The sequence below is a fragment of the Halorubrum sp. CBA1125 genome (genome assembly GCF_009742825.1).
Lineage (GTDB): Archaea > Halobacteriota > Halobacteria > Halobacteriales > Haloferacaceae > Halorubrum.
Map to the genome: position 1 here is coordinate 1 of NZ_WPCE01000332.1, position 1,755 is coordinate 1,755.

The window sequence follows — 1,755 nt, forward strand, 5'->3', positions numbered from 1 at the left end:
GCTAGTGGTACGATAGAGGGATAGTTGAGCGAACTCGGGACGTTCGAGATGGGTCGGTGGCCACCGGGGAAGAACACTCACCAAAGCCCCAGCCGTGAGGACTCGCGCGGCTCGCTGTGGTCCTCGACCGTTCACTTCATTCACGGTCTGCGGTCCTTACGTCGCCGGGCTTCGCCCTCACGGCTGCCCCTTTGGGTCCCGACCCGAACGGCACCGCACAGCACCTCACGCCGTCCCCAGCCTCGCGGTTCGCGCTCTTCGAGCGCTCACCGCATCCCTCGCGCTCCGGTCGCGGGCCTCCGGCCCGCTCCCAGGCGCGCCGCCGCACCGCTGCGTTCAGTTATAAACAGTCGCGCTGCTCGCGTTCCTCACTGCAGCCGGTACCGGAGGATCGCCGCGATCCCGCCGAGGTTCGCGAGCTGCTGGCCGGGGTCGAACTCGGAGGAGAAGACGACGACGTCGCCGCCCTGTCGTTCGACCGACTCGATCACCTCGTTGACGTCGATCGCCCAGTCGCCGTCGCCTTGTCGCTCCGTGCGGAGCCGCTCGTCGACCACGAGGAGGGTCTCGACCGCGCCGAACTCGGCCGCCTCCGCGACGTCGTCGGGGCCGTACGTCGCCTTCGCCCCCTGCGCGATGTTCTCGGTCAGCTCGTCGATGAGGCTCGCCTCCTTCGAGATCCGGGTCTCCTTTTGCACCTCGTCGACCGCGCCGCGCTTGAGCACCTCGTGGACGCCGCGGTCGCCGGCGGCGGAGGTGTCGACGACCGTGATCCGGTCGGCGAGGTCGCGGTGTTCCTCGACGATGTGGTCGCGGGCGTCCTGCTTGGTGAAGCCGGGGCCGGCGAGGATGACCGCGTCGGGGTCGAGGTGCGCGAGCGCGTCGCCGAGCTCGGCGAACAGCTCCTCGCGCGGCCGGGAGTACTCGCCTTTCCCGGTCGGCTTCGTGAACGAGGCGTACTCCTCGGTGCCGTACTGCTGGACGGTGTGGACGAACGCGGCGCCCTCCTCGACGGTCGCGATCGCCACGTCGGGGTTCTCGGCGGCCTCCGTCGCGGCCTCCAGCCGCTCGGTCTGGTCCGGCTTGAAGTGCTTCTCGACCGTGATCTCGTCGTGCTCCTCGACGTTGAGCGTGTGGTGGGCGTTGAGCTGGTCCTCCCGGGAGCACTCGACGATCACCCCGGAGACGCGGAGGCGGTTGGCGAACCGCGCGAACTCGACGTCCCCGACCTCCAGGGTGACGAAGATGTGCTCGCGCTGGCCGCCGGTGTCGCGCATCTGGTCGTCGTTCCGCTGGATCCGGCGGGTGGTGTCGCCCTCGACGCGGTCGCCGGGTTCGAGGACGTGCGCGAGGTGCCAGAGGTCGTCGACGTTCTCGGGGACGAGCGTGAGCCGCTCCCGACCCTCCTCGCCGTACCCCCGATCGGAGATTCGCATGGGCGACGGTTCGCCCGGGCTCGTATCAACCCTTGTCTTCCGCGTCGGCCGGCCGCGGTCCCCACCGGAATCCGGCGTCGTCGGCGACGGCCGCGTCGCTCTCGTCGGTCTCGTCACCCGTGTCGTCGTCGGCCGCGTCGAGCGCGCCGGCAGGACTGGCCGGGTTCGCCGCGGACGCACCGCGATCGAACCGATCGCCGTGATCGGTCGATCCGTGGCCGGCCGGCCCGGGAGAACCGACCGGCACGCCGCGGCGACCTGCACGCTCGCCGGGGGCTCCGGCACCCGTGGCCCGCCGGTTCGCGCGGTCTCGTCGGCC

1 protein-coding gene and 1 pseudogene are annotated in these 1,755 nt (G+C 70.9%); both read right to left on the reverse strand.

Features of this window, described 5'->3' with window-relative positions; genetic code table 11:
• Positions 1–368: 368 nt before the first annotated feature.
• Positions 369–1,436 carry an mRNA surveillance protein pelota gene (locus GJ633_RS16385; RefSeq protein WP_156589615.1) on the reverse strand — a complete coding sequence of 356 codons (1,068 nt, stop codon included), beginning with the start codon at positions 1,434–1,436 and terminating at the stop codon, positions 369–371.
• A 25-nt stretch (positions 1,437–1,461) separates the two neighbouring features.
• Positions 1,462–1,755: pseudogene (locus GJ633_RS17400) on the reverse strand (hypothetical protein); the annotation flags it as partial.